Source organism: Paenibacillus litoralis, assembly GCF_046244365.1.
Taxonomy (GTDB): Bacteria; Bacillota; Bacilli; order Paenibacillales; family NBRC-103111; genus Paenibacillus_V.
This window is the reverse complement of sequence record NZ_CP176395.1, coordinates 3,598,957-3,625,553: the sequence shown is the minus strand read 5'-3', so window position 1 is coordinate 3,625,553 and position 26,597 is coordinate 3,598,957. Positions and strand designations below refer to the sequence as shown.

At 54.2% G+C, this 26,597-nt stretch carries 21 protein-coding genes and 2 pseudogenes; 10 read left to right on the top strand and 13 right to left on the bottom strand.

The window, feature by feature from the left end:
* Positions 1-78 precede the first annotated feature (78 nt).
* Positions 79-339 (top strand): annotated as a pseudogene (locus ACKGJP_RS14500) (iron chelate uptake ABC transporter family permease subunit); the annotation flags it as partial.
* 95 nt (positions 340-434) lie between these two features.
* Here the strand turns inward: ACKGJP_RS14500 and rnhA are convergent.
* Positions 435-1,076, bottom strand: a complete 642-nt coding sequence (gene rnhA, locus ACKGJP_RS14495) for a ribonuclease H (RefSeq protein ID WP_409346335.1) — start codon at positions 1,074-1,076, stop codon at positions 435-437.
* Positions 1,077-1,276: 200 nt separating this feature from the next.
* Between rnhA and ACKGJP_RS14490 the strand changes: the two genes are divergently transcribed.
* Entirely contained in the window at positions 1,277-1,783 is a 507-nt protein-coding gene (locus ACKGJP_RS14490; protein ID WP_409346334.1) for a Crp/Fnr family transcriptional regulator, read from the top strand.
* 15 nt (positions 1,784-1,798) lie between these two features.
* Here ACKGJP_RS14490 and hmpA read toward each other — a convergent pair whose 3' ends face one another.
* Complete coding sequence (hmpA, locus tag ACKGJP_RS14485; RefSeq protein ID WP_409346333.1) at positions 1,799-3,046, bottom strand: NO-inducible flavohemoprotein; 1,248 nt, start codon at positions 3,044-3,046, stop codon at positions 1,799-1,801.
* A 245-nt stretch (positions 3,047-3,291) separates the two neighbouring features.
* Complete coding sequence (locus ACKGJP_RS14480) at positions 3,292-6,003, bottom strand: family 78 glycoside hydrolase catalytic domain (protein ID WP_409346332.1); 2,712 nt, start codon at positions 6,001-6,003, stop codon at positions 3,292-3,294.
* A gap of 132 nt (positions 6,004-6,135) precedes the next feature.
* Here ACKGJP_RS14480 and ACKGJP_RS14475 point away from each other — a divergent pair, with 132 nt between their 5' ends.
* From ACKGJP_RS14475 to ACKGJP_RS14465, 3 genes are all read left to right on the top strand, one after another.
* Positions 6,136-7,089 carry a helix-turn-helix domain-containing protein gene (locus tag ACKGJP_RS14475; protein ID WP_409346331.1) on the top strand — a complete coding sequence of 318 codons (954 nt, stop codon included), beginning with the start codon at positions 6,136-6,138 and terminating at the stop codon, positions 7,087-7,089.
* A 140-nt stretch (positions 7,090-7,229) separates the two neighbouring features.
* Positions 7,230-7,967, top strand: coding sequence for an alpha/beta hydrolase family protein (locus ACKGJP_RS14470; protein ID WP_409346330.1), 738 nt, complete (start codon positions 7,230-7,232; stop codon positions 7,965-7,967).
* 280 nt (positions 7,968-8,247) lie between these two features.
* Complete coding sequence (locus ACKGJP_RS14465; RefSeq protein WP_409346329.1) at positions 8,248-9,297, top strand: ParB/RepB/Spo0J family partition protein; 1,050 nt, start codon at positions 8,248-8,250, stop codon at positions 9,295-9,297.
* A gap of 889 nt (positions 9,298-10,186) precedes the next feature.
* Here the strand turns inward: ACKGJP_RS14465 and ACKGJP_RS14460 are convergent.
* The 3 genes from ACKGJP_RS14460 to ACKGJP_RS14450 form a co-directional block, all read right to left on the bottom strand.
* Positions 10,187-12,085, bottom strand: a complete 1,899-nt coding sequence (locus ACKGJP_RS14460) for an ABC transporter ATP-binding protein (RefSeq protein WP_409346328.1) — start codon at positions 12,083-12,085, stop codon at positions 10,187-10,189.
* Positions 12,069-13,814, bottom strand: a complete 1,746-nt coding sequence (locus tag ACKGJP_RS14455) for an ABC transporter ATP-binding protein (RefSeq protein WP_409346327.1) — start codon at positions 13,812-13,814, stop codon at positions 12,069-12,071. The genes ACKGJP_RS14460 and ACKGJP_RS14455 overlap by 17 nt, the downstream gene beginning before the upstream one ends.
* Positions 13,815-14,495: 681 nt before the next feature.
* Positions 14,496-15,566, bottom strand: coding sequence for a branched-chain amino acid aminotransferase (locus ACKGJP_RS14450; RefSeq protein WP_409346326.1), 1,071 nt, complete (start codon positions 15,564-15,566; stop codon positions 14,496-14,498).
* A gap of 128 nt (positions 15,567-15,694) precedes the next feature.
* Between ACKGJP_RS14450 and ACKGJP_RS14445 the strand changes: the two genes are divergently transcribed.
* From ACKGJP_RS14445 to ACKGJP_RS14435, 3 genes are all read left to right on the top strand, one after another.
* Positions 15,695-16,585, top strand: a complete 891-nt coding sequence (locus ACKGJP_RS14445) for a LysR substrate-binding domain-containing protein (protein WP_409346325.1) — start codon at positions 15,695-15,697, stop codon at positions 16,583-16,585.
* A 101-nt stretch (positions 16,586-16,686) separates the two neighbouring features.
* Positions 16,687-17,247, top strand: coding sequence for a DJ-1/PfpI family protein (locus ACKGJP_RS14440; RefSeq protein WP_409346324.1), 561 nt, complete (start codon positions 16,687-16,689; stop codon positions 17,245-17,247).
* A 170-nt stretch (positions 17,248-17,417) separates the two neighbouring features.
* Entirely contained in the window at positions 17,418-17,681 is a 264-nt protein-coding gene (locus ACKGJP_RS14435; RefSeq protein WP_409346323.1) for a YqkE family protein, read from the top strand.
* 140 nt (positions 17,682-17,821) lie between these two features.
* Here the strand turns inward: ACKGJP_RS14435 and ACKGJP_RS14430 are convergent, their stop codons facing one another.
* From ACKGJP_RS14430 to ACKGJP_RS14415, 4 genes are all read right to left on the bottom strand, one after another.
* Positions 17,822-19,696 (bottom strand): WD40 repeat domain-containing protein, encoded by a 1,875-nt coding sequence (locus tag ACKGJP_RS14430; protein ID WP_409346322.1) that lies wholly within the window; start codon positions 19,694-19,696, stop codon positions 17,822-17,824.
* 198 nt (positions 19,697-19,894) lie between these two features.
* Positions 19,895-20,131, bottom strand: a complete 237-nt coding sequence (locus ACKGJP_RS14425; protein WP_409346321.1) for a 3-dehydroquinate dehydratase — start codon at positions 20,129-20,131, stop codon at positions 19,895-19,897.
* A 127-nt stretch (positions 20,132-20,258) separates the two neighbouring features.
* Positions 20,259-20,534, bottom strand: coding sequence for a DUF1294 domain-containing protein (locus ACKGJP_RS14420; RefSeq protein WP_409346320.1), 276 nt, complete (start codon positions 20,532-20,534; stop codon positions 20,259-20,261).
* 253 nt (positions 20,535-20,787) lie between these two features.
* Positions 20,788-21,561, bottom strand: coding sequence for a phytanoyl-CoA dioxygenase family protein (locus tag ACKGJP_RS14415; RefSeq protein WP_409346319.1), 774 nt, complete (start codon positions 21,559-21,561; stop codon positions 20,788-20,790).
* Between the two features lie 168 nt (positions 21,562-21,729).
* Between ACKGJP_RS14415 and ACKGJP_RS14410 the strand changes: the two genes are divergently transcribed.
* Positions 21,730-22,677 (top strand): helix-turn-helix domain-containing protein, encoded by a 948-nt coding sequence (locus ACKGJP_RS14410; RefSeq protein ID WP_409346318.1) that lies wholly within the window; start codon positions 21,730-21,732, stop codon positions 22,675-22,677.
* Positions 22,678-22,722: 45 nt separating this feature from the next.
* On the opposite strand, the gene rsgA is transcribed toward ACKGJP_RS14410, so the two are convergent.
* The 3 genes and pseudogenes from rsgA to rpoD all read right to left on the bottom strand — a co-directional run.
* Positions 22,723-23,802 carry a ribosome small subunit-dependent GTPase A gene (gene rsgA / locus ACKGJP_RS14405; protein WP_409346317.1) on the bottom strand — a complete coding sequence of 360 codons (1,080 nt, stop codon included), beginning with the start codon at positions 23,800-23,802 and terminating at the stop codon, positions 22,723-22,725.
* A gap of 311 nt (positions 23,803-24,113) precedes the next feature.
* Positions 24,114-24,344, bottom strand: coding sequence for a hypothetical protein (locus ACKGJP_RS14400; RefSeq protein WP_409346316.1), 231 nt, complete (start codon positions 24,342-24,344; stop codon positions 24,114-24,116).
* A 29-nt stretch (positions 24,345-24,373) separates the two neighbouring features.
* A pseudogene (rpoD, locus tag ACKGJP_RS14395) lies at positions 24,374-25,246 on the bottom strand (RNA polymerase sigma factor RpoD); the annotation flags it as partial.
* A 427-nt stretch (positions 25,247-25,673) separates the two neighbouring features.
* Here rpoD and ACKGJP_RS14390 point away from each other — a divergent pair.
* Positions 25,674-26,540, top strand: a complete 867-nt coding sequence (locus tag ACKGJP_RS14390) for an aldose epimerase (protein ID WP_409346315.1) — start codon at positions 25,674-25,676, stop codon at positions 26,538-26,540.
* Positions 26,541-26,597: the final 57 nt, after the last annotated feature.

The following is a 26,597-nucleotide window of genomic DNA, read 5'->3' as shown; positions in this document are numbered from 1 at the left end:
GAATTCTTTCTTAACCCATGCCATCCCATGCCGGGCCAAGCGGTTTCAACGAATCATTTTCTCCTCAGAAGCTTAGTCATCTCCGTGTCGGCCGTCGGAGCCATCGGGTTTATCGGCCTGATTGCGCCTCACATTGCCCGCAGCATCGTCGGCGGCAGACACCAATGGCTCATTCCGCTCGCCGCGCTCATCGGGGCCGATCTGATGCTGCTCGGCGACTGCCTCGGCCGGATCATCATTATCCCGCGCGAGGTGCCGGTCGGCATCATGACGGCCGTCATCGGCGCGCCGTATTTCGTTTATTTGCTGCGGAAGGCGCATGTCCGTAAGCAGCGTTAAGCGGTATTAGAACAAGCAATTGCACCGTCCGCAAAAAAAACCAAAAGACCGGCACTCGCTCCGTACTCGCGTATGCCGGTCTTTTTTGTGCGGTTTCATTTTCTGCCGTAGTCGGCTTTGATTTCTCCCCATAGCTTTGTTTGCCATTTGACGATCTTGTTTTCGTACTTATTGGTTTTGAGCCAATCCTCGGCACGATCGACCAGGTCCCAAATTTCTTTCGTGGACTCGTCGCGCGCCAGCGTTGAGGAAACGGCCTTTTGTTTGATCCATTTGATCGCATTTACGGAGTCCGTATAGACCGTTTTATGGCTTCCAATCTTCTGCAAGTACTTGAGCGCATAGACGATCGCCAGAAACTCGCCGAGATTATTCGTTCCTTTGCGAATCGGGCCGTATGCGAAGATCGTCTCTCCCGTCCGGGTATCGACGCCCTTGAATTCGACCGGCCCGGGATTGCCGTTCGTCCCGACGTCCACGGAGATGCTGTCGTAGTCGATTTCTTCTGCAATATCCGCTTGCGGAGCCCGTTTTTGTTCTGCCGGCTTTGTTTTCGCGCCTTGTCCCCAGTACTTCTGCCAGCCGGCTTTCAGCGCCGCCTCGGCCTCCTGCCGCGATTCGAACGCCTTGAACTTCGCATCCGCCACTTTGTTGACCTGTGCCTGGCAATCGGTCCAGCTCGTATAAATGCCCGGCTTCTTTCCTACCCATACGACATAATGCTTTTGCTTCGCCATCAGACCTCATCACCTCGGTTTCGTATCCAAGATAACAGTTCGCGAAGCGTCGCTGATCCCCTTCTTTCCTTATCCAAAAAATCGGATCCGCCGTCCCGGGCGCCTACTCTTGATATTCCTATTCGAAAAGATTACCCTAGTCCATAATGGCCATTGCTGCGCCTGCCGCGCGATGGACCCGATAAGGGAGGATCGCAACCATGATTTTGCATAAGGGGGAGACGCTTTTTCGGCAAGGAGAAACCGGGCCCCTTTACCATCTAAAGAGCGGACTTCTCAAAATCGTCCGCGTCCATGAAGACGGCAGCTCCTTCCTCGTCAATATTATCTTACCGAACGAAATCATTCCGCATCATTCCTTAATTAGCCCGAATCCTTACTTCGGCACGGCCGTCGCACTCGTTGCATGCGAGATTGAAATCTACCCGGCAAAGCAGTGGTATCTCGAGCTCGAGCAAGATCCGCAGAAGAGCCGCTCGATCGCCATTCTGCTGCAGGAGAAGCTCCGTATGATGCAGCAGCGTATCGATCAGTTGACCGAAATGGCTCCCGCTATGAAGCTGCGAAAACTCCAGTCGTGGTTCCTTGCCTACATCGGTCCTGCGGATATCACGGATGTGCTGACTCAGGAGGAAATCGGCCAGTTGATCGGACTGCGCCGCGAAACGGTCAATCGGCTGCTGCGCGCGCAGACAGCCGATCGTTGAACGTTATGGGATCCCCTATGCTTCCACCGGCTTCGGTTCCGGGGAATGCTCCAAGCTTCCGGCAGGCCCGAAAAACTCATAGCGAATGTCTGAAGCCGGAATTCCCCATTCCCGCAGAGCGCCGTTTAGCGCTATCATGAAGTGTACCGGACCGCAAAAGTAGAAAACCGCATCCTTGGACGGAACGATGGCTTGCAGCCAAGGCAGATCGATATAGCCTTCTTTATGAAAATCGTTCCTCTCTTTGTCGTCTGCAGTCGGCTTCTCGTAGCACCAGTATGCCTGAATATGCGAATGGCTGCGGGCCAAGTGCTCCACTTGCTCCTTCATCGCGTGAACGTCCCCGTTCTGGGCCGCATGGATGAATGTTACTTGACGCTCCGGATATTCCTCCGCCAGCACGTTCAGCATGCTCACCATCGGCGTCAAGCCGACCCCGCCGCTGATCAGGACAACCGGACGGGAATCGTCCCGGTCCAGCGTAAAGTCACCGGCAGGTGCCGATATAGGCAAAACGTCGCCTTCCATGACATGCTCGTGCAGGTACTTAGAAGCTTTCCCAGCAGGACGGTCCGAAGCGCCGTCTTCGCGTTTTACGGTTATCCGGTAATAAGGTTTGCCCGGGGCATCCGAAAGGCTGTACTGCCTGATATGCGTATGCGACTCGCCAGGCATTTCCAGCATCACGCTGACATACTGTCCGGGTTCGAATGCCGCAATCGCTTTTCCGTCAACGGGAACCAGATAGAACGAGCTGATGACGTCGCTTTCGGCGACCTTTCTCTCCACGCGGAACGCCCGAAACCCGGACCAGCCTCCGGCCTGCCGTTCGGATTGCTCGTACATCTCCGCTTCCACGCCGATGAACGCCCCCGCGATAACGTCGTACGCCTCCGCCCATGCCTGCAAAATCTCTTCCGTTGCGGCGTCTCTAAGCACGTCCTTAATCGCCATGAGCAGATGCCGTCCGACAATCGGATAATGTTCCGCTTGAATGCCGAGACTGCGGTGCTTATGACCGATCTGCTTCACGACGGGGAGAATCGTCTCCAGCTTGTCGATATGCAAGGCCGCAGCGTATACCGCGTTCGCGAGCGCCGTCTGCTGCCTTCCTTGCTTCTGGTTGACATGATTAAAAATATTCAAGAGCTCCGGATGATTGGCGAACAGCATTTCGTAAAACCGTTTCGTGATGGCCGTTCCATGAACCTCGAGCACCGGCACCGTCGATTTGATGATTTGAATCGTATTCTGGTTTAACATTCTGATCTCCCCGCTTTCCTAATCGTCGATATGAGCCAAGTATATACAAGACGGAGTACCCGGCTATGTGATTGCAATCACTCCAAAATGCAACGATTTGTGACCGGCGGGAACCGTTCCAGTATGGTTTTTTTCCTTTCCTGCCTTCCTGGCCTCGGCATGACGAAATGCTTGCTCAGCAAAAAAATCGTCCCCTGTCCGCCCGGGCGGAAGGGAACGATTGGCGCTGCCGATATAAGGTTTGGCTAATTCGTATACAAGAAACGGTAGGTGCCTGAGCCGATGTCCATCCGGACGCCGCCCGCCACCTGCTCGGATGAGCGTATACCGGCCGCTTGCGGCAGCGGCGTTCCGCTTTCCAGAACGGCGTCCAGCTTCGCGCCGGGCAGCACCACCTCCGCATCCGTATTCGCAGGGATCGTGATATCGACCGTCGTTATGCCTTCGTCCGTTTTGTCCCACTTCACAGAGATTTCCCCGTACACCGATTGGAAAGCAGCCTCGGCGAACGTAAGCGTCTCGCCGAATTGCGGCGCGATCCGGATTCGTTTGTAGCCCGGCGCGCGCTCGTCGGTATCGATGCCGCAAGCTACGCGGTACAGCCAGTCGCCGACGGCGCCGTATGCGTAATGGTTGTAGGAGTTCATCGAATCGCTCCAGAACGTACCGTCCGGCTTGATGCCGTCCCAATGCTCCCAGATCGTCGTCGCTCCCTTAGTCACCGAATAGAGCCAAGACGGGTACTCCCTTTGCAGGACAAGACGATATGCCAAATCCGTATAGCCGAAACGGCTGAGAACGAAACAGAGATACGGCGTGCCGACGAATCCCGTCGTCAAATGGTCTTTATTATCCGTAATGTATTTGGCAAGCGTGGCTGCCGCGCGTTCCCGGTCGCGCTCCTCCAGCAGATCGAACATGAGCGCCAGCACATAAGCCGTCTGGGTCGGCGCGGCAACCCGTCCGCTCGGCGTCACGAATTCGCGGCGGAATTGCTCTGCGACGCTGCGCGAAACTTGCTCGTACAGACTCGCGTCCTCCCGTTTACCGAGCGCATCGGCTGCCTTCGCGAGCAGCTTCGACGAGTAGGCGAAGAACGCCGTCGCTATCAGATCATGCGGCGTTGCCCCGAAGCAGCTGTCGCCTCTCGCGTCCAGCGCCAGCCAATCGCCGTAATGTTTTCCGGTATTCCACAAGAACTCGTTCTCTCCTTGCGCCCGCATGTACTCGACCCAAGCCTTCATGCTCTCGTACTGTGCCTCTAGCGCACGGGTATCGCCGTAACACTCGTACAGCGTCCACGGGCAAATGACCGCAGCATCGGCCCATGCCGCAGAGGAGTGGCTATCGGGCCCAAGCACGTGCGGAATCACAACGGGAACGCCTCCGTTCGGCAGCTGATCCGCCGCCAAGTCCTTCAACCACTTTTCGAAGAAGGTCACCACATTCATATTGTAGGCGGCCGTCCGGATAAAGACTTGGGCGTCTCCCGTCCAGCCAAGCCGTTCGTCCCTCTGCGGACAATCCGTCGGAACGTCGAGAAAATTGCCTTTTTGCCCCCAAAAAATGTTGCTTTGCAGCTGGTTGACCAGTTCGTCCGAGCAGCGGAACGTTCCGGTTTGCTCCATATCGGTATGAATGACGCAGCCGACAAAACGGTCCGACAGATCGCCAGCGTCGCGCATTCCTTCCACCTTGACGTAACGGAAGCCTTGGAAGGAGAAAAACGGCTCGTACGTCTCCGCGCCCGTCCCTTTGCACGTATACGAAACGGTTTGCTTCGCGCTCCTCAGATTGCCGATATAGAAGTTGCCCTCCCGGTCGAGCACCTCCGCATGCATAAGCCGAATGACCGTTCCGGCTTCCTCTTCCGCCGTAAAACGCATCCACCCGACCATGTTCTGCCCCATGTCCAGCACGGTTTCGCCGTTTGGCGTCCTGATGACTTCAATCGGACGCAGCTCCTGCACGATCCGGCAAGGCTCGTTCTCCTGCGCGATCAGCGTATCTTTGGCCCGTACGAGGAGCGTAACCGCCATCCAATCGCCGGCATCGTACCCGCGCTCGTTCCACCCGGCCAGCTCTTCCCGCGCATCATACGTTTCTCCATGATAAATTTCCGACATCAGCACCGGCCCGCTGCTAGCGGTCCAACTGCCGTCCGAGACGATAACCTCCTCGCGTCCATCCGCATATGCGACATGAAGCTGAAGCAGCGCCGCCCTCTCGCTGCCGTAAATATCCTTTTGATTCGCCCACGCGAGATTGCCTTTGTACCAGCCGTTGCCAAGCATGATGCCGACCGCGTTCTCACCTTGGCCGAGCAGCGCCGTAACGTCGTAGGTCTGATACTGCAGCCGCTTGTTGTAGCTGGTCCACCCCGGTGCGAACAAGGTGTCGTCCGCAGGCTTCCCGTTCAGAAACAAGCGGTATAGACCGAGGCTGGTCGCATAGATGCGTGCGGATCGGATTTCACCTTGCAGAAGGAACTCTTTGCGCAAAAAATGACACGGCTCATCGCCTTGCTCGTCCTTGGCAATCTGTGCGGTAATCCACTCCGCAGTCCATTCGCTAGGCGAGAGCAGCGCCGTTTCCCAATAGGCCGCCTCGCTCCAGCCCGATTCGTTACCTGCCCGGTCCCATACGTTCACCCTGTAATAATAACGGGTACGCGATTCCAGTTCCGGGCCTTCATAAACGATATGAACGGAACGGTCACCTGCGGTTCTGTCCGTGTCCCACAGCGGCGCCTCGAACGTAATTTTTTTGGATACTTGAATCCGGTAAGCGGATTGCGCGACGTCCCTCGCCGCCGCAGACAGCTTCCAACTAAGCCGCGGACGCCGTTCGTCCGTACCGAGCGGGTTTTTCTTATAATCGCAACGCAGATCGTATACGCCGAATGCCTGCATCGTAATCCACTCTCCCTTTTGCTTCCAGCCGTACAGCCGGGCCATGTTATGATTCGCTTTCAGTGTACTGGGGAATCGGGCGAGAAAACATAGTCATTCTTGACATTATTGCAAGGCGTATATGACAATGAATAGGTAACGAAAAGCAATGATTCTTCATGCATGGGAGGCAGCTTGTTGGAAGCTTATAGGCAAACGCTGAGAGGAAAAGACTTTTTTCACGACGGCAGGCGGATCTATGTGAACCGGATCGAAGAAGGCTTCCAATCCGGCTACCATGCTCATGATTTTATAGAAATCACCTATGTCTCCGAGGGCAAAGGCTACCATCATATCGGCGATCGGGTGTTTCCCGTTTCCAAGGGCGAGCTGTTCGTGCTGCCGATCGGCATGCCGCATGTGTTCCGTCCGTTCTCAGCCAATCCCGGCCAGCGGCTGGTCGTCTATAATTGCCTGTTCCCGGAATCGACTTTGGAATTAGTCGTCGGACATATACCCGACATCGATCTCGGTACCGTACTCCGGTTGAAGCCGGAGCTGCGGGTGCCTGTTCATGGCATCGAGGATCGCAAGCTGACGCTTGAGCCCCTTTTCCAAACGATGTTCAGTGAATATTCATCCAAACGTCCGGGATCTTCCGCCGTCATTTATGCCCTGCTGCTGCAGCTGCTCGTACATATGTCGCGCAGAACGATGCTGCCCGAGTCGTCCGCATTCGATGGCGAGGATCCGATCGACCATGCCGTGGAATACGTTCGCCGTCACGCGGCGGAGGAGCTGACCGTCCGTATGATGGCGGAACGCTGCCGGATGAGCGAGCGGCATTTTTTTCGCCTGTTCAAGCAGAGGACGGGACAGCCCTTCCACGATTTCGTGCAGCATGCCCGCATTCGGACGGGCTGCGAGCTGCTTCAATGCACGAGACATAAAATAAGCGCGGTCTCCGAGGCGGTAGGCTACCGCGATACCCAATCGTTCTGCCGCGTCTTCAAGCGGATCGTCGGCATGACGCCCGGCGAATACCGGAAGCGCCAGACTGCCGGCGCCCCCTTGCAAGCCATAAATGAAGCGATAAGTGGTTGCGGTGCAAAAGGATGCGGAGTATCGGTTGACAGCCTGAAAAATCGATGATAGGATTAATTCATGTTATTCCGATTTGTTTAATGAGATATATACGTATCGGTTTTTGTTGACCGTACCAACGGAGACATCTTTCAATGGGAAGATGTCTTTTTGCTTTCATGACAACGGTAAAGAGAGGATGAACGGCGATGACGGAAACATTGCTCAAGAACGGATTTCGTATCGAATTGGAGGAGGGATTGTTTCTTCGCGGGGAAGTGACGGCGATTGAAGACCGGAACGCAAAGCCGGTGCTCATCGTCAGCCATGGTTTTCGGGGACATAAGGATTGGGGATTTTGGCCGTACGTATCCGACTGGTTTGCGGAACGGGGATTTTATACCGTGCGTTTCGATTTCTCAAGAATCGGCGCCAAGAGCAGCGGCTTAAACGATAAGCTTGTGCAAGAAAGCAGTACATTCGGCCGCGAGCTGCTCGATCTGGGAGCGGTCTTCTCCGCCATTACCCACGATCGGCTGCCTCTTGCGACCCTTGCCGATCCGGAGCGGATTTATTTGCTCGGCCATAGCCGTTCGGCAGCAAGCTGCCTTGTGTTTGCCGCCGAGCACAGCGAGGTGCGTAAGATCGTCGCTTGGAACGGCGGTTCCGTTCCGCAGCCGGACCTGAACGGCGGGAGCAGCGAGGCTGCCGTGGACGATTGGGTGCGCAACCGGGAGCGGTACGACATTCCCGCCAGGTTGGCGGCGCTGCAATTCCGGCTCTCCTCGTCCAAGCCAGCCGCGACGCAGACAGGCTCCTCGAAGCGAACCGGGCGCTCCGCGATTCGGCGCCGCATCAGACGTTCGTTTCAATCCCCGGCGCCGATCATACGTTCGGCATATCCGATCCTTATGAAGGCCCTACTCCGTACCTCGATGTCGCGCTGATCGAAACGATCGAGTTTTTAACCAAAGATGTCTGGTAGGCGCCATTCAGGGGCAATCGCCTGCGCAGCAATCCGTTTTCGCTCGCGGCATTCCGTCTGAACCTAACAACAAATAAACGATCCGGCGGTCCGGTGCCCCCCTTATTCGAGGGGCTCCGGATTTTTGCATGCCGAACCGGCATTTCCACGGCAAGGACAGTGTTATATAATACAAGCATGTGCCTTAGACTTCCGGCCTCGCGATTGACCGGCCGACCGAATCGAACGATAGGAGAATTCGTATGGATATTATCGACCTTTTAACGGACCTCATTGATGAAGATACCGACCAGCCCAGATACCAATTCGACGAAGAAGCGCTGCAGGAGCTCATGAAAAGCATCGAGGAGCTCGGCCTACTGTCCCCGATCAAGGTGAGAACGACGAATAACGGCCGCTACAAAATCATTTACGGCAACAGGCGCTATAAAGCGTGCAAAACGCTTGGACGCAAGACGATTCCCTGTATCGTTTCCCATGTAACGGACGAAATGGAAATTTACTTGGAGCAAATCGCCGAAAATTTAACGAGGGAAGGCTTCTCTCCCATCGAAGAGGCCGAGGCGTTCAACAAGCTGCTCCACGATCCTAAGTTCAGCAGCTCGACCAAATATTTGTCCAGCAAGCTCGGCAAGCCGGAATCGTATATCAAGAACAAGATCGAGCTGCTAAAGTTCGGAGCGGCTGTCAAAAAATTGATCGTGCGCGGCACGGAAATCAGAAAAGACGCGCTGACCGAAGATCAGCTGCTGCCTCTTAAGGATTTGGCCCTTGAGCATCGCGACCCGCTAGCGCTCATAGTCGCAAAGGACGAGCTGCCCGTTAGCGACGTCAAGAAGATCGCCAAACTGTTCAAAGATAAAGACATCTCAGCAGGCACCAAGGACAAGCTGTTGTACAAATCCGGCCGCGAGCTGCTGGAAACGTGGTCCGTCTTCGAGCACAACAAAGCGGAAAGAGCGAAGCAAGCCGAGCCGAAGCCGGCGCCTGCTAAGAGCGAGAAGCCGGCAAAACCGGCTAAAGCCGAAGGCGCCGCAGCTGCTGCAACGACAACGGCCGCTACAACCGCCGAAGCGGTGACGGCTATCGAGGAAGAGCTGAAGCAGATGCTCGCCTCCCTGACCGTACACAGCCCGCTTACGCAGGAAGCCATCCATTCGCACGAAGCCATCAAGCCGGTCGATAAAGCCCTCTTTCTGAAAGACATCGATAAGCTGATCGATAATATGGAGAAGCATTTGGCGGAATGGAAGCTGATCAGAGAGCAGGCTGCAGCCGGAGCAGCGGAATAATGAATACAACAGAAAAGGTTGAGCGGCGCATCTTGCGTCTGCTCAACCTTTTTCTTTTGAATGGAGTCCGTCTTCCGTCAACGAAGGACAAGTCTATGTTAGCCTGTGCTTCCTACTTAGCCGCCTTTAATCTCAGCAGCCATCGCTATCGCTGCCTCCTTAAGCCACTCCGACTATGTCAATTTCCACAGCATACGTATAATAGCAGTTAGCTAAGGTAACCAATTTCAGCCTGCGTCAAATCCAGTCAACCTTCTCAATCTCAGCGGCAACGCAGCATTCCAAAGCCTCCGCAGCATACATAGCTTATGTCAATCGCCTCTATACCCTATGTCAGCCTACTTCAATCGCATCTATACCTATGTGAACCTACTTCAATTACCTCTACACCCTATGTCAGCCTACTTTAACACTCATCGGTCTCCCCAACTCCCCCGCCCCCTCATCACCTCCATTTAATGAACCTACGTTCATTATTAGTGAACCAAAGGTAACTATATAAGCGAAGTTTCCTCGTTTTCGATAGAATAGTGAACCCTACAAGCCAAAATGGACCATGAAGTTCACTATTAGTGTCATTTGGTTCAGTAACGGCAACAAAACCTGCTTTTATCGTCATAATAATGAACTTACCTTCACTAATAGTGAAGGTAAGTTCATTAAGTATCTGAATCAGATATCAAGTTTGAATAATGTCGCAGATTGGTGCTATCTGGATGAACGAAAGCGGTTATGCTCAGGGATTGGATTACAATGGGCCCGATGGCATGCAATCGCGGGATTACTTGCGGGATCCGAAGCGAATCACCCACAAGTCACCTTGGGACAGCAGCCTTGCAGGAACCAGGATACGATCCCGGCGATAATTTGGTACAGCCGCTGCTCGCCGCTAAGCATTCCCGCCCGCGCCTGCGGCTCCCTCAATATTCTTGAACTGATTCGCAAACATCCGCGAATACGTGCCCTCCTGCTTCATCAGCGCGCTGTGGCTGCCTTGTTCGGCGATTTCTCCGCGGTCGATGACCATAATCGTGTCCGCATCGCGGATCGTATTCAGCCTATGGGCGATAATGAAGCTGGTTCGCCCTTTCATGATGGCAAGCAGCGCATCCTGAATGTGCAGCTCCGTTCTCGTATCGATGCTGCTGGTCGCTTCGTCCAGAATCAATATCGACGGCTTCGCAAGAATGACACGCGCGATAGCTAGCAGCTGACGCTGGCCCTGGCTTAGATTGCCGCCATTTTCCGAGAGCACCGTATCGTACCCGCCCGGAAGCCGGGAAATAAACGGATCCGCATTGGCCATCACGGCCGCCTCTTTTACTTCGCGGTCGGAAGCATCCGGTCTGCCGTATTTGATATTTTCCTTGATCGTACCCGAAAACAAATACGTGTCCTGCAGCACGATGCCGAAGCATTTGCGAAGGCTGTCCCTCGTGTAATGCCTGATATCTTTACCGTCGATCCGGATCGTCCCGCCCGTCGTATCGTAAAACCGGGTAAGCAGGTTGACGATCGTCGTTTTGCCCGCTCCCGTCGGTCCGACAAGCGCCAGGCTGCTTCCTTCCGGCGTTTCGAAGCTGATGTTTCTCAATATCGGAACATCCGCTCTATAGCCGAAGCTGACATTCTCGAACTCGACAAGACCCTTGGCGTTTTCCAAAACCGCTGCGCCCGGAGCATCCTCCGGCTCCTCTTGTTCGTCCAGCACTTCGAATGCGCGCTCGGCTCCGGCCACGCCGGACTGCAGCAGGTTGAACGTATTCGCCATATCGTTTAGAGGCCTGACGAACTGTCTGGAATAACTGAGAAAGCTAGCAATAACGCCAACCGTAATGTGCCCTTTCACTGCCAGGACGCCGCCGACGATCGCGACGGCAGCAAAACCGATGTTATTGATGACGCTGAGCAGCGGCATCATGAAGCCCGACCATATTTGCGCCTTCAGCCCGACCTCGTACAGCTTGCCGTTCACTTCCTCGAACTGCTCGATCGATTTGTCTTCGTGATTGAACGCCTTGACCATATGCAGCCCGGAAATCGTTTCTTCGATATGCCCGTTCAATTTGCCGAGCTGGGCTTGCTGATCCTTGAACATGACGCTGGTCTTCTTCGTGACGGTGCGTGCCAGCACATACACGAGCGGCACCGTAATGAGGGCGGCCAGCGTCAAAAGTGGGCTGAGCACCAGCATCATAATAAGCGAACCGACGATTGCGATGGAGCCCGACATCAGCTGGACGGTCGATTGCGAGATCGTATTGCTGACGTTATCGATATCGTTGGACAGCCGGCTCATCACCTCGCCGTGCGGGCGGGAATCGAAGTACGACAGCGGCAGCTTCTGCAGCTTGGCGAACAGCGTACGTCTCAAGCTTGTCACTACCCGCTGCGAGAGTCCGGCCATCATGATTCCTTGAAGAAAAGTCAGCCCGCCGTCCGTAATATAAGCTGCCGCAAGGGCGATCAGCATAAAGTCGAGCAGCTTGAAATCGACAGCGCCGTTATCCGCCGTCATCGCGTCCACGGCTACGCCGATCAAATACGGACCGGTCAGCGATAGAGCCGAGCTCATTAAAATGATAAGGAACGTTAAGGACAGCAGCCTGCGCTCTTTGCCCAAATAGGACCATATCCGCTTCAAGGTTCGCTTGAAGTTTTTCGGCTTCACGACGGGCCCTCTGCCTCCTCGGTGGCCGAATCCCGGACCGGGTCTGCCCGGACCGTTCAGTACCGGAGCCTCTTCCCGGCTCTTCGCATCGCCGGCTTGTTCATTTGGCTTCGCCATTCGGCTGCATCTCCTTTCCGATTTGGGATTGGAATATTTCCCGGTAGACGCTGCATTCGTTCAGCAGCGACTCGTGGCTGCCGATTCCGACGATCTCGCCGTCATCCAGAACGACGATCTTATCCGCGTCCATGACGGACGTAATCCGCTGTGCGATGAGGAGACAGGTGACGCCCTTTGCATATTGCTTAAGCGCAGCTTTAATACTTGCTTCCGTCGAAACGTCCACCGCGCTCGTGCAGTCGTCAAGTATGAGAATGTCCGGCTTGCGGACCAGCGCCCGCGCGATGGAAACGCGCTGCTTTTGGCCGCCCGAGAAGTTGACGCCCTTCTGGCCGAGTCTCGTTTCATACCCCTCGGGGAACGAGGCGATGAATCCGTGTGCTTCCGCCATTTTCGCCGCTGCCTCTATTTCGTCCATCGTTGCGTTCTCGTTGCCCCAGCGTATATTTTCCGCTACCGTGCCGGTGAACAATACCGTCTTCTGCGGTACGACCGCGATATGATCGCGCAGCCGCTTCGGATCAAGCTGCTTTACATCCGTCCCGTTCACTTTGACCGAACCGGAAACCGCGTCGTAAAATCTCGGGATAAGTCCGACCAGACTGCTTTTGCCGGAACCGGTCGAGCCGATGATTCCTACCGTTTCGCCCGGCAAGCAGGTAAGGTTTATTTGTTTGAGCACCGGCGCTCCCGAAGCCCCCTCGTAAGAGAACGTAACATTCTCAAAATCGATCCTCCCCTTGGCGGAAGGCGGAAGCGCGGCGCTTTCGTTCCACGTCATCGCGTTCGCCTCGGCGAATACTTCGCCTATCCGCATCGTGGAGGCCCGGGCGCGTACGAACATATTAAACACCATCGAGATCGTCATCAGCGAAAAAAGGATCTGCGTCATATAATTAATAAAGGCAATAATGTGGCCAACCTGCATGTTGCCGTCCGCCACGCGCACGCCGCCAAGCCAGATAACCGCAATGATGCCGAAATTGACCGTCAGCATGATCGCCGGATTGAAGATCGCCATCGCGCGCATCACTTGAATCGAACGGGTCTGGTACTCCACATTCGCATCGTCGAACTTGTTCGTTTCATAATCGAAGCGGTTAAACGCTTTCACGACACGAACGCCGGACAAATACTCGCGCATCACGCTATTCACCCGGTCGAGCGCCTTTTGTACTTTCATGAAACGCGGGAAGCCGACCTTCATATTCAAGAACACCAGCAAAGCGACAACGGGAACGACGACAGCCGGAACGACGGCCAGATCCGGGTTCAGCCGAATCGCCATAATCAGACTTCCGATGCACAGCAAGGGCGCTTTGACGAAAATACGCATAAGTCCGTTCACAAAGTTCTGTACCTGCGTCACATCGTTGGTCAGCCTCGTTATGAGAGAAGCTCGCTCAAATTTATCGATATTGGCGAAGGATAGGGCTTGAATCTTACGGAACAAGTCCGACCGCAGCTCGGCGCCGAACCTTTGCGAAACTCGGCTCGAGATGATGTTTCGGGCCGAAGCGGACACCGCGCCAAGCGCCGTAATAAGCACCATCAATCCGCCGAGTCGAAGCACTACGTCCATCTTTTTTTCGGCTACGCCGGAATCGATAATCGTCGACATGATCGTCGGAAGAATAAGGTCGCACAGGGCTTCAAACGTCAGAAAACAGACCGCCACCCCGAACATTTTCCAATACTTTCTGATGTATTTTCGTAAAAACTGCATGCAGGTACCTCCTGATCGTCGCTCTCCGGAGAGCCGAATATGGCGTCACTTCTATAAAAATACTCCTATCTCCGGGAAAAGTCATCCCCTGAAGTACTGCTGGATACCGGTTGAGCTGCGACTGATACCCCTTTGGGCTGATATGACTGAACCTGCAGGACTACGTCAAGGCATCCTAAGGAGATCGGCTGAGCTGCGACTGATCACCCAGTGTATTGCTACGTCCGGCATCAACCGGAGTCGGTCAAGGCACCGGATGAGTTCCGGCTCCCCCTGCCTAATGGCTGCTTCCGCTGCGCAGGAGCGTTTTGAGCCAAGCCGCCAAACATACAAACGCACTTAGTGAACGTAGGTCCACTAATAATGAATCAAAATTCACTATTTCCGCCCAAAATGAGCGTTCTTGGCTGATAGTGAACCAATGACACTATTGAGCCCTCCAAGTTCACTAATAGTGAAGCTTGCTTCACTATTAGTCGATTTCTATCCTAATTCGCGCTCTCGAGTGAACATAGGTTCATTATTAGTGAATGAAAGTTCAGTAAATGTCCAGGCTGTTGCCGAAGGCTACCAGTTGAACAGCCTGCAGGCTCCTGACATGCCAAAAAAGGCGCCGCCGACAATAGCGGCACACGCCTTTTTGCATCGATATGCTCTTGGTTCCGAGAAGCCGCAAGCGGACTACAAGCAATCTACCGTCCATCCCAGGCGATCTTCGATTTTGCCCGCTTGAATGCCGGTGATCGCATCGTACAGCCTGCGCGTCAATTCGCCGATCTCGCCGTTATTGATCACATGCATACGCTCGTTCGCGTGCAAACCGCCGACGGACGAGATGACCGCTGCGGTGCCCGTTCCGAATGCTTCCTCCAGCGTTCCGTCCTGAGCGGCCGCGAGAACGTCGTCCATCGCAACTTTGGCTTCGACGACCGGGATATTCCAATCCTCAAGCAGGCGGATGACCGACTGTCTGGTTACGCCGTCGAGGATACTTCCATTCAAGGCAGGGGTAACGACCTTGCCGCCGATTTTGAAGAAGACGTTCATGCTGCCCACTTCTTCGATATATTTCCGCTCGATGCCGTCCAGCCAGAGTACTTGCGCGCAGTCGTCTTTCGCAGCGATGGCTTGAGCCTTTAAGCCGCTGGCATAGTTCGCCGACGTTTTGGCGTTTCCGATTCCGCCCCGCACCGCTCTCACGTATTCGGCTTCTACGCGAATGTTGACCGGCTTCATCCCTTCCGGATAATAGCTGCCGACCGGCGAAAGAATAACCGCGAACAAATAATGCTTGGAGGCGCGTACGCCCAGCGCAGCTTCGGTGGCTACTACGAAGGGACGGATATACAACGACGAGCCGGACTTCGACGGTACCCAATCCGCATCCACCTGCACGAGCGCGCGAATCGCTTCCACGAACAGTTCCTCATCGATGCCGGGTATGCTCAACCGTTCGCAAGAACGATTGAAGCGCTGCGCGTTTTTGTCCGGTCGGAACAGCAGGATCCGGTCGTCGTCCGTCCGGAACGCCTTCAATCCCTCGAACACCGCTTGCCCGTAATGAAACACCATTGCAGCCGGATCGAACTGCAGGGGCGCGTACGGTACGATTCGCGGATCGTACCAACCCTTGTCGCTGTCATAATCCATCAAAAACATGTGATCCGTAAAATACGTTCCGAACCCGAGCTTACCTTCGTCCGGCTTCGGCTTTAAGTCACTTCTTTTCTCGATCTGTATAGCCGTTGTCATCCTAAATCCGCTCCCTAATCTACGTATGGAAAATCTTAATATTCTGACTATATCGAAGCCTGAATGATTGAACAATTCCTAATTATCGATTACGATGATAGATATTATCTATGATTCGAGGCGATTGCATGGATTACCGGCTTTTGGCATACTTTCTGGCTGTTTGCGAAGAACTCCACTTTACGCGGGCCGCGGAGAAGCTCGGGATCAGCCAGCCGACGCTCAGCCATCAAATCCGGCAGCTCGAGAACCGGCTCGGTGCGCCGTTATTCCGGAGAATCGGCAAGAAAACGTTTTTGACCGAAGCCGGCGGCATCCTGCAGAAGCACGCGCTAAAGGCTTTTCATGAGCTCGATCAAGCCCAGGCCGCAATCAACGAGCTAAGGGGCATGAAGAGAGGGAAATTAAGGATCGGCTGTTCCGGCAATCATCTGCTTACTTCGGCGCTAATGGATTTTCACGTGCTGTATCCGGACATCGAGCTTTCCGTTACCGAGCTGGCGACGGAGGAAACGAAAGAAGGCTTGCTATCGAATCAGCTGGATATCGGCGTAGTCTTCCTTCCGCTCGACGACGAGCAGTTGGACAGCATTCCTTTATTCGACGAGCGTCTTCTCCTTGTCGTCTCTCGTTCGCACAAGCTTGCCGGTGCGGAATGCGTCAGGCTGGACGAGCTCCGCGGCATCGATCTTGTGCTGCTGCAAAGCAAGTTTCTGGTGCGTCAAATGTTCGATCATTACTGCGAAGAAGCCGGCTTCCTTCCGAAGCCGATCATGGAGCTTTCAACGCTCGATTCGCTGCTGCAAATGGCTGCGCGCCATATCGGCGGAGCGATTTTGCCGGGTTCGTACGTCGCTCACCTAAACGATCCTTCGATCCGAAAAATCCCCATCGTCGATCCCATTCCGCATAAGACGGTCGGCATCGTCTATCCGAAGGAAATGTTCCGCTATGCTTCCATTAATGCGTTCATCGCCCAACTGGTGCTCCATTTCCAAAAGATTGCGGCCAAAGCTTAACCCATTTCGACAAAAATCGCCATTTTCCCACCCTTTACAGCCGCTCTCCCTATCCCTGACAATAGAAAGGGAAACCAATTTGTCCGAGGAGCGTGATGAAGTTGTCCAAAAAAATACTCATCATTACCGGAGATGCCGCCGAGTCACTCGAGGTTTATTATCCTTACTACCGATTACTGGAAGAAGGGTACGAAGCCGTCATCGCTTCCCCGAGCAAAAAAACGCTCCGTACCGTCGTTCACGACTTCGAAGGCTGGGACACCTACACCGAAAAACCAGGCTATCAATTGGATTCTCATATCGCCTTCGCGGACGTCGATCCTGCCGAGTTCGACGGCTTGATCATCCCCGGCGGCCGGGCGCCGGAATACATACGGCTCGATGAGAACGTACCTCGCATCGTAACCGACTTTCTGGAAAAAAATAAGCCGGTTGGCGCCATCTGCCATGCCGTTCTCGTGCTCGCCGCTTTACGCAATAACGCCCACTTCGAGGGACGCACGATGACCGCCTATACAGCCTGCCGACCGGACGTCGAGGGACTCGGCGCGGAATATGCGAAGGAAACGCTCTGCGTGGACGGAAACATCGTCTCCGGTCATGCTTGGCCCGATTTGCCCGGATTTATGCGGGAGTTTATCAAGCAAGTAAAACAATCGTAACGCGCCATAGCATGCCGGAATTATCCGTCTCCGCGTTGTATACGGCCGCCCTTACTTCGGATAAGGGCGGCCGTTTTATGTGCCTGCTTGCGAAATTGCCCTGTCCCTAAACATGGAACCCCTCCCCGTTACCTGTTATACTAAAGAGAACAGACAACGAGGTGATGACGATGGCCAAGAAACCCCACAAGCCTGCCGGACGGCAGCCGCAAGCTGCCGAAGACAAGCCGGCTACGTTAAAGGATATGCTCCGTCCCGATGTTCTTGAGAAGCTGAAAGCGCAAGCCGATGCGCTGAAGGCGGAAGAGCACAACCGCGCCGAAGAGAAGCGGAAGCAAGCCGAGGATGCGCGCAAAGCCGAGCAGAAGCGGCTCGAAAACGACTTCGGGCACCTGCTCGAATCAAGCGGCATGGACTGGCGCAAATACAAATAAGCTCTGGCCCTGTTTCAGCAAGCCGAAACAGGGCCAGAGTCTTGATCTAAACGCTGCAACCACCGAAGCGGCGTCAGCCCCATAACGATCATTCAAACACGCAAATGGCCGGTCGCTGCTCGCTCCAGCCTCCTCGCGTCCTACTGCTCCATCGTATACTTATACAAGCTCGCCTCTCGCGCAAAATACAAATTCCATTCCTGATCCCGCCCGAACAGCGTAGCATCCGCGTCGAGAATCTCCGTCCGTTCCGTTCGCAAATCGAATTTGAACAGCCGGTTCAACGTCGAACCAAGCAAGTAACCGTCCGGATGCGCCGCCAAATAACCGCCGCGCCAAAATAACGGCAAGCCGCTCCAATCGAAATCGAACAATCGGATCGTTTTGACGACGGCTCTCGCTTCCGGGTCGAATTGGAACAGCCAGCCCCGCGTCAATCCCCACAGCATGCCTGCCGCGTCAAAAACCAAAGCGGACAGCGCCTTTTCGCCCGGCACCGGAACGCCCTCCCACAGCTTCCGCTCGCCCTTCACGTCCCACAAAACGAGCTTCGCTTCCTGCTGTGTCGGCTGAATGCCAAGTCCGCCCCAAACCGAGCTCCCGGCATACACGATGCCGTCGCGGGCTGCAAGCGAGACGATGCTCTGCTCATGAACAATGCCCGTATACGTGTCATGGCGATTCTCTGCCGGATCGTATATCGTAAGCGCCCCGTTCAGGTTGCCGTAATCGGCGACCGTGCCGATCGCCAGCCGGTCTCCCGCATCGGCCCACGCAAAAGGACGGTCCTGCCGCTTCTTACGCAGCGTGAACAACATTTTCGGATTCGTTCCAGGCTCCCAAGGCTGCGTGGGGTCGTACCTGAAAATGTTCGCTTTCGGATACACCCCTGCGTACAAATAACCCTGATAAGCGGTCATGCCTTCGATTTGCCCGATACCTCCGAACAGCGTCAATTTATCTGCCGCAGGATCGTATTTGGCTAGTCCTCCGGCGAAATATCCGCCCGCATAGATGCTGCAGTCCGGCCCCAAAGTAAAAGACTGGATCGCTACCGGCTGTCCGGTCAGTTCCACCCCATAGGTCGCGAAGCGGCCTGTTCCGGGATGATAAAGCGAGTAGCTGCCGTCGCGATTGATCCACAGCAAGCTTTGACCCGGCAGCTCGGGATCGCCGCTATCGATCCAGGCGTAGTCGACGACCGGATCGCCAAGCGCGACATCCGTCCGATCAAGCTGCCCGGTTGCCAGCGTATAAGCGTAGAGGTAGCCTTCCTTGGCGAAGTAGACGATGCCATCCGCACTTGCCGGCGATACCGCCAAGCCGTACGTGTCCTCGATCCGTTCGCTCCACGTGCCTTGCTCCATATCGTAGACGTACATATCGTTCGAGGGCGTAAACCGGATGAACAGTTTAGGGTAGACGATGTCCAGATCGTAAACCATTTGCTCCCCTTCCGATCCTGACGGAAGCGAAAGCTGCTTTTTCTCGCCGGTCGCGGTATCCAGTTCGATGACATAGGGCTTTTGCGTGCCGATGCCGATATAGAGCTTCCCGTCCATCGCTTTCATGCAACGTACATATTGCTCGCCGTCTACGATCTGACCGTAATCGCGAATATCCCCGGTCGCCGGATCGAACTGGAACGCTTTGCCACCCGGATAACATCCGCCGTAAATCTTGCCTTCCCGGTCGGCGGCAGCCCGCCAAGTGTACGTTTCGCCTTCTATGATCGTTCCGAGCTTGTCCAGTCCGTGTCCTGCGGTATATCGGTACAAGTAACCGTCGCCGGTTATGTAGACCCCTGTTTCCGCGACAACCACTCCCCAGCTGTGGCTCGCCCCATCGAGCGGATAACGCTCCAGGCAGCGGCTGCCGTGCGGATCGATAACGAAAAGAACGCAAGGCTTCCCGGAAGAAACGGCATAAATACGGTCCTCTCCGTCTTCCTGCCCGTAGGCCGCCGACCATACGCATACGCCGCGAATCGGTATACCTAAATTCTGTAAGCTCATTCGGATCAGCTCCTCGAAATCATGCGTGACTAGTGAGTTAGGTTGTATAAAAGCCTAAAGACCCTTACATTTTGCGCCAATCCCCAAGGGATGTCAACGGAGGCGGAAATGGCCGTAAGAAAGAGGATAAGGCCCGTTTCAGCCGCTCACGCAACAAAAAAACGGCAGCCAGGGCCGCCGTCTTTTTCATGTCGATAATCAGTAGAGCGATAGCGCAAGCGTATCCTCTTCCCGTCTTGTATGCAAAATGGCCTCGCAGCCTATGATTTCAATACTAATGAGCGATTCGATACATGCTTTTACCGCCCGCTTTCCATTCTCCACTTTATTATCCAATAAACGGAGAAGGTAGGATACGTCCGTCTTCTTTTTTCGGTCGGTTGACGTATAGTAGACAGGGATTTTTTTGTTGCGGAAGCTGATGATCGTTTGCATGACGGTTTCCTCCATCCCGGATTGTAAATCTCTCTTTTGGTTAATCATAACTGTCCAACATTAGGGGAACATGAAAATTTATTTACAACTCTGTGACAATTGATACGTATGAAAGCCGTTCAAGGTTTCAGAAAATTCCGATCCCTTTTATAACTATGTAAAAACATACCGCGTTCAACGCAAGAAGCGCCGGCATCCCTAGCACGAATGACTTATGCTTGGTTTTGTGGCGGAACGTCCGCATGGCGATCATGCAGCCCAAAGCGCCGCCTGCCGCAGCGAATCCGAACAACCGCTTCTCCGGAACTCTCCGGCGGCGGCGAGCGGCTTGCCCTTTGTCATAGCCCATTATTGAGAAACCGGCAATGTTGATGATAACGAAATAAAGGATTATAGCGGTCATGGCTGGAAACTCTCCCATCCTTGCAAGGATATGCTTGTCCCTTTGATCTTAATCGCTTCGGCACGGAAATGCAAAATCAATGCTCCGACCGGCGTACGGTTGTTTCATTCAACCTTTCTCCGGCTGCCTGGAGCCTTTCCTTGTGCCCGCGGTCCTTTGAACGCACCGCCGGTCAAACCCTTCGATTCCGCGCAAAAAAACTGCCCCAAAGTCTTCATAGACCTCGGGACAGCTTCTTTTTCGCTTTTTGCGTCTAAATGATTTTATAACTCGGCTTGACCCGCTCGAAATCGGGGTTCTCCCCGCATACCATAAGCCCCATGCCCCAATCGAAATGGACATTTGCCGTCGGCAAATCCGAAGCCTCGCGGTATTGGAATAAAACGTTCCGTCTCGTACGGGTGCTCCGGTTGCAATCCGAACCGTGAATCGTCAAATAGTTGAAAAAAAGAACGTCGCCGGCTTGAGCGGGACAAGGCGTCCCCATCGATATCGGGTATTCTTTATGATTTAAATAGTACGTCCCGACATGCGGAAGCGGTCCTTCCTTATGGGAGCCGGGAACGACCCGCAGACAACCGTTTTCTTCATCCGCATCGTCCAGATGTACGCTTGCCGCGAGCATCGTATGGTTCTGGTGAGGGAAATACGGCTGGTCCTGATGCATCGGGAAGGCTGCGCCGTTCTCCGGCGGTTTCACGAGCATCTTGGAGTGGTGAAGCAGCACGTTCGGACCGATCAACTGCGACAGAACGGCCGTCATGTTCGGGTGCAGCAGCGCTCTGGCAAAGGCGGCGTCATGATAATGAACGTCATGAAACCCCTTTAGCACCAGCTTCTTCAATTGTTCGGGGGACATGTAATCACCCTGCCACGCATGATTTTGCGCCGCCTTCGTGCGGGCCGCCCGCTCAATCGTATGATCGACCGCTCTCCTCATCTCCTCGACCTCCGTTTGGCCGAAAACCCGCTTGACCAGCAAATATCCGTTTTCTTTGTAAAAAACGACATCCTTATCGTTAATCATCGATATCCCTCCCCATTCGGTCATGCAGAATGATGAACCGTAAAGTATAATCCTATTATAGGGATACGGCGAAATAGCGTCTTTGCTTGCAAAGGACAGATTTTTGTCTTATTCGGCCATCGGGTGCTAGAGCGGAACATCATATTCCGCAAGTAAAGGAGCGGTTGCATGTATAAAGCTGCGGAAAGCGAAACGATGTTAAACCTTCATGCCTCCGTTCTTGCCGGGACCGGACTTTCGTTTCGCGTTCATTATTGGGGGGTTGTCCCTCAGTTGTTCGATAACCCGGTTCATAAGCACTCCTTCTTCGAGATTTGTTATGTGCTTGACGGAGAAGGTTCTTATATGGACGAAGGGATCGTGCATCGTTTGCGGAAAGGAACGTTGTTTTGCTCGCGGCCGGGTGCCGTTCATCAAATTCGTACGGAGAAAGGATTATATCTGCTCTATGTGGCGTTCGAAGTGGATGAGGCGGGTACGTCCGCCGCTCACAGCGAGCTGTACCGCGCCTTGACCGCAAAGGCGGAAATATGTGTGGATGACGGTGACGTGACGCCTACCGCCTTGCTTTGGAAATCGCTGCTTATTCCGGAAAATGAAGAACGGGCGATGCCTGCCGAAGCTTTGCCTGCGCTCGCCCACTCCTTGCTGCATTCCTTCGCCGGTTTGTTCGGCCAACAGACGAAAGTGTCCGAAGCGAAACAAAGCCGTGCCAATGCCTTGCTGCGGCAGGCGAAGCTGTTCGTCAGGGACAATCTTGCGGAGCCGCTTTCGCTTAAAACCGTCGCCTCCTACTTGAACCTATCGGAGCGGCACTTGTCCCGTCTGTTTGCGGAAGGCATACACGAGTCATTCTCCGGTTTTGTCCGATCGGAGAGAGTCCGCCAAGCCGCCCATATGCTGCAAACGACTGCCAGCCCCATCAAAGAAATCGCCGAAGCCACCGGCTTCGGCTCCGTGCATTATTTTACGCGTGCGTTCACGATTGTGAAGGGGATGCCGCCCGGACAATTCCGGCTGTTAGCCGAAGGGGGTTCTCGCTCCCTCAGCGGACAGAAGGACAAAGATAAACGCCTAACGGCGTCTTCGGATGCCGTGCGTTTGCCGAGACGATGAAAATCAGCGGAGATAACCTTTCTGAATCGTTAAAAAAGCCCGGAGCTAAGTGTCCGGGCGTTCATATCTCTTATTCAGCGCTGCCGATTGGCCCGCCTGGCTGAGCTTCTTCCATTTGTCCTTTTCAGCCGACTTCAGCGCTTTGCTTTCCTTGCGAGCCAAATAGGCCAGCTCCCGCTGCAGCTTCAAGTAGTTGTCATACCGGCTGCGGTTAAGCGATCCGTCTAGAAGCGCAGACTTGACGGCGCAATTCGGCTCCTTGTCATGCCGGCAATCCTGGTAGAAGCACTGCTGCGCAAGCTCCTCGACATCCTGGAAAGAAGCGTTCATTCCTTCATCCGCGTCCCATAGCTGCAGCTCGCGCATTCCGGGCGTATCGATCAGCAGACCGCCGTCCGGGAGCATGACCAGCTCCCTGTGCGTGGTCGTATGCTTGCCGCGATCGTCCCCGTCGCGAATGTCGCCGGTCAGTTGAACGTCTCTGCCGTATAGCCGGTTGATGAGCGTCGATTTGCCGACTCCCGAAGATCCGATCAACGCGACGGTTTGACCCTTGCGCACGTAAGGGGACAGCGCCTCCGTGCCGTCCAGATGACTGACCGCATGAATCGGTACGCCCATCGCAATGGATTCCGTCTCGGCAACCGCCGCTTCGATATCCGCGCATAGATCGGCTTTGCTGAGTACAAGTACCGGATTCGCTCCGCTCTCCCAAGCCAGCGTCAAATACCTCTCGATACGCCGCAGATTGAAATCCTGGTTCAGCGCGTTCACAAGAAAGACGGTATCCACATTGGCCGCGACGATCTGCTCATCGACGACCGCTCCGGCCACCTTGCGCGAAAATTTGCTGAAGCGAGGCAGCACGCCATGGATCGTAGCGCGCCCTTCGTCCAGCCGCAGCGACAGCGCGAGCCAATCGCCGACAGCCGGGTAATCTCCGCGTCCGAGCGCTTCATGCCTCATTTTGCCCGATATCTCGGCCAATACGTCGCCGTGCTCCGTATACACGCGGTACATATGTTTATGCTCTAACGCTACGCGGCCCGCCGTATAACCTTTTTCCCGATAAGGCGCAAAGGCTTCCTCCCATTTCGGGTTCCAGCCCATAGCTTCCAAATTCATAGTGGGGATCCTCCTGTAAAATAGTTTCGTCATAGCCTGACGTTTTTACAGGAATCCTCTTGCCGGACTTCTTCTATTCGAGGACACCTGTAAAAGGGTGGGGTCTCGCAATGGCTTCAATGGACATTTAACATCATCCTTCCGAATCAAAAATGCTTGCCTCTTCAGTATAAGCAGGACTAGACGCAAGGACACGGTACAGTTTGGCTCTAACCGTTTTTTCCATGCTGTCGACATTCCCGCGTAACGGAACGCCAAAAAGCCGAATCCAAATGGATCCGGCTGTCTAATCGTTAATCGGTCTCAAGCGCTTATTTGGATATATCGCGCCATTCTACGGTAAACTCGCCTTCGGATTCCGTCTCTGCGCCCTCAAACTTGCTATATTCGTCAAGAGCATTTCCGCACTCGCAAGAGATTTGATCCGCTCCGTAATTGTCCGTACCGAAAACGATACGTTCATTGCGGTATTGACGCTTACCCGGTATGACTTTAAGCTGCTCGCCGCATTTGAGGCAACGAATCAGAAATCCGGTTTCCATGCATGCTCACCATCCTTATCCGCTCTTGTTTATTCCAAAAAGTCCTTCAGCCGCTTGCTGCGGCTTGGATGCCTCAGCTTGCGCAGCGCCTTCGCTTCGATTTGACGAATCCGTTCTCTCGTCACGCCGAATACTTGTCCGACTTCTTCAAGCGTACGCGTGCGGCCGTCATCGAGCCCAAAACGAAGGCGAAGCACGTTCTCCTCGCGTTCCGTAAGCGTATCGAGCACATCTTCAAGCTGTTCCTTCAGCAGCTCGAAAGCCGCGGCGTCAGCCGGAGCGGGCGCATCCTGGTCTTCTATAAAGTCGCCCAAATTCGAGTCGTTCTCTTCGCCGATCGGCGTTTCCAGCGAAACCGGCTCTTGCGCGATTTTCATAATTTCCCGGACTTTGTCTACGGTGAGATCCATTTCCTTCGCGATTTCTTCCGGCGTCGGCTCACGCCCGATTTCCTGCACCAGCTGCCTGGTGACGCGGACGAGCTTATTGATCGTTTCCACCATATGAACCGGAATGCGAATCGTTCTCGCCTGGTCGGCGATGGCGCGCGTAATGGCCTGCCTTACCCACCACGTCGCATACGTGCTGAACTTGAAGCCTTTGGAATGGTCGAACTTCTCGACCGCTTTCATGAGCCCCATGTTGCCTTCCTGAATCAAATCCAGGAACAGCATGCCGCGGCCAACATACCTTCTCGCGATACTGACGACAAGTCGGAGGTTCGCTTCGGCGAGACGCCGCTTCGCTTCCTCGTCGCCCTGCTCGATCCTTATCGCCAAACCCACTTCTCCCTCGGCCGAAAGGAGCGGCACTCGTCCGATTTCCTTTAAGTACATACGGACGGGATCATCGATTTTGACGCCCGGAGGCAAAGTAAAATCGTCCCCAAAATGAAAATCGTCATGCGAGGCGTCAGCTGGTGCGGAGCCGCCAAACTCTTGTGCGGACAGCTGCTCTTTTGCTTGGTCAAAAGCATGTTCTGCTCCTGATTCTTTACGCGGATTGTCTGTATTCATCCAGCCCCTCCTCCAGTACAAACGAAATCTTCATCTCTACGACGCCGGTGCGGAAGCTTCTGTTGCAGGTTGACACAGCGCCTTTTTTGTGGTATTATATAGTGGGAAAATGAAATACAAATCTTAAATACTGCTATCCGACATTATAACAAATCCTGCTCCAACAATCAATAACCAAAAAATAGACAAGCTGTTCCTGAACGATTCGGGGACAGCTTTTTTTGTTGCTCCCCTCATTCGCTTACGCGAGACATTCGCCCCCTCGTATGCTATCCTTGATCATGAAAGCTTATTTAAGAGGAGATGGACAAGCGTGTCTTACCGTGTACATACCTATCTCGATACCTATACGATTTACGAATTGATCGAATCCTCCACCGCTTCCAAGGTGAGCATCTGTCCGGAGCGCGGCGGAATCATGCTAAGCTATGAAGCGAACGGTCATGAATTCCTTTACTTGGATAAAGAAACCTTCTATCCGCCTACCGCCAACATCCGGGGCGGAAATCCCATCCTCTTCCCTATCTGCGGCCAGTTGCCCGACGAACGGTACGAATGGGAAGGAACAACCTACCGAATGAAAAATCACGGCTTCGCCAGAATGATGCCATGGGAGGTTGTCTCGACGAATGACGACGGGCAGGCCTCTTTGACTCTAAAGCTTGGCAGCACGCCCGAGACGAAGGAAGCGTACCCGTTCGACTTCGAGCTGACGTTTACCTATATTCTGAAGGACGGCGCTCTAACTATCAAGCAGGAATACCGCAATTTATCGGAGCGGGACATGCCGATGTACGCGGGATTTCATCCTTATTTTGCAGCGGATGACAAAAATCTTGCCTATGATACCGACGCTCCTTCTTACCTCGACTGCAGCGTTAATGAACAAAGACCGTTTGCCGGGCGGCTGGATTTGACCGATCAGGATCAATCCTTCGTTCTGATCGGCGCAAACAAGCCGGAAATCGCAATCGAACCTTCCGCCGGACACCGTATCCGTATGACTTATGGCGAGGAATTCGGCTATGTGTATTTGTGGAGCGTGCCCGGCAAGCCTTTCGTCTGCGTGGAGCCTTGGATGGCCAAGACGGACGAGTTTAACCGAAAAGCGGAATTGACGCTGATCCGCCCGAACGAATCTTTGCATACGGAGCTGACCTTTCATGGGAGCAGCAAATAACCCGAGAACCGACCTTATTGGTCGGTTCTCGTTTGCATTCCTGAGCAGGGGCGGAGT